Annotated in this window: 2 protein-coding genes; one reads left to right on the top strand and one right to left on the bottom strand. The window is 67.9% G+C overall.

Annotation, left to right across the window (positions count from 1 at the left end):
- Positions 1 to 815, bottom strand: an 815-nt coding sequence (locus V7Q31_RS19085) for a DUF4158 domain-containing protein (protein WP_333835417.1), incomplete at its 3' end; no start/stop codon positions are given.
- Positions 816 to 936: 121 nt separating this feature from the next.
- Here V7Q31_RS19085 and V7Q31_RS19080 point away from each other — a divergent pair.
- Complete coding sequence (locus tag V7Q31_RS19080; RefSeq protein WP_333835416.1) at positions 937 to 1,575, top strand: recombinase family protein; 639 nt, start codon at positions 937 to 939, stop codon at positions 1,573 to 1,575.
- The last annotated feature ends 268 nt before the right edge of the window (positions 1,576 to 1,843 follow it).

Raw genomic sequence — 1,843 nt, 5'->3', positions numbered from 1 at the left:
CGGGTTGCGTTCATCTCGCGCAAGTGGGCGACTGTGATGCGCGCGCATTCCTCGGCGAGGCGAGTGACGCGCGGCATGGGCGCCGACGACGGCATCGGTGGCAGTCCCAAGGCGCGAAGCTGGTCGAGGCGGTCGAGCAGGTCGTGAAGGCCAGCGGTGCCCGCGCCGACGGGCGCGGCGCGCAACGCCCCCAACGGCGTGAGCCGTGCTTCCTCCGGCACCGCGAGGAGATCGTCGAGGGCTGCGACATGGTGGGATCCAAGGGCACCGGACAACATCCGCAACACCTGCCGCTCGGCTTCGACAAGCGCCGCCGCGCAGAGCCGCTCGAAGGTGGAGGGAGAAGGCGCGATCACGCGCGCGGCGCGCAGGGCCGTCATGAACGCATCCGCAAGATCGGCGCCGTTGCAGGTCATGAGCGCGGCGTCGGCGAGCCAGCGCTCCATCTCGACACGCGCCGCCCCCATGAACGGGCGGTAGCCCAGCTCCTGCTGTAGGGCGGAGGAGTGCTCATATCGCGTGTTCTCGCGCAGGCCGTAGCCCGCGATGTCGCGCCAGTCGGCGTCGATCTGGTCGGCGATAACGCGGAGCATGGCCTCCGGGATCGCCTCGCCGGGCTTGAGCAGACGGCCGGGAAAGCGCAGGGCGCAGAGTTGCAGCGCGAAGCCGAGCCGGTTCCCGGGCTTGCGCCGTCGGCGGATGCGCCGGAGATCGTCTTCGTCCAGCGCGTAGCGACGGCGGCACTCGCCCTCGTCGTCGGGGAGACCGAACAGCGCGCGGCGCTGGCCGGCGGTGAGGATGCGCCGGTGCGCCATGACCTAATGTCCGCAGCATTCGTGGAGCTTTGATTTCGAGACTGGTTATGTGATTCTCCTCGTCGCTGCACAAGGCGCTTCCCGATGAGTCACGCAAACACATGTTTATGGAGCGACGGCGATGCTGATCGGCTACGCCCGCGTCTCGAAGGCTGACGGCACGCAGACCTCCGATCTGCAGCGCGACGCACTGATAGCTGCTGGCGTGGATGCCGCGAGGATCTACGAGGACCGCGCCTCGGGCAAACGCGAGGACCGCCCCGGACTCGAGGGCTGCTTGCGCGCCCTGCGGGACGGCGACACGCTTGTGGTCTGGAAGCTCGATCGCCTTGGGCGCGACCTTGCCCATCTCGTCGCGACGGTGCGGGACCTCGAGGCGCGGGGCGTGGGCTTCCGCGTGCTCGCAGGCCAGGGCGCGGAAATCGACACCCGCACCGCCGGCGGTCGGTTGATCTTTGGCATCTTCGCCGCCTTGGCGGAGTTCGAGCGCGACCTGATCCGCGAACGGGTCAACGCTGGCCTTGCCGCCGCCCGAGCCCGCGGCCGCTGCGGCGGCGCCCCCTACAAGATGACGCCCGCGAAGCTCAGGTTAGCGCAGGCCGCCATGGGCAAGCCGGAAACCAGCGTCAGCGCGCTCTGCCGAGAACTCGGAATCTCGAGCCAGACCCTCTACCGCCATGTCTCACCGACCGGCGACCTTCGCACGGACGGCTTGCGCCTCGTCAACGACAGGCAGTCCAGACGGAAAGCGCCCGCTTAACGGGGATTCTGGAACTCACCGACCAAGTCACCCCGTTAGGGCGATGTTGCTTGACGCGCTCCGCCGTCCGCGTCGATGCGGCGGGACCATGCCCGCAGTCATGCTGGATGAGATGACAGCGAGCGCTCACTTCGTGCGCGAAGAGCACATCGAAACATTTCTCATCGGGCCTCTTTGCGATCGTCGATCAGCTTGCGATCGAGTCCGAGCAAGGAGGACGATCGGGTCTCGCCGACAATATGCTTCGAGCGCACTGGCTGGTGAACCG

It is taken from the genome of Rubrimonas sp. (genome assembly GCF_036788415.1).
GTDB lineage: Bacteria > Pseudomonadota > Alphaproteobacteria > Rhodobacterales > Rhodobacteraceae > Rubrimonas.
The sequence above is the reverse complement of the archived record's forward strand: the minus strand, read 5'-3'. Positions and strand labels throughout refer to the sequence as shown.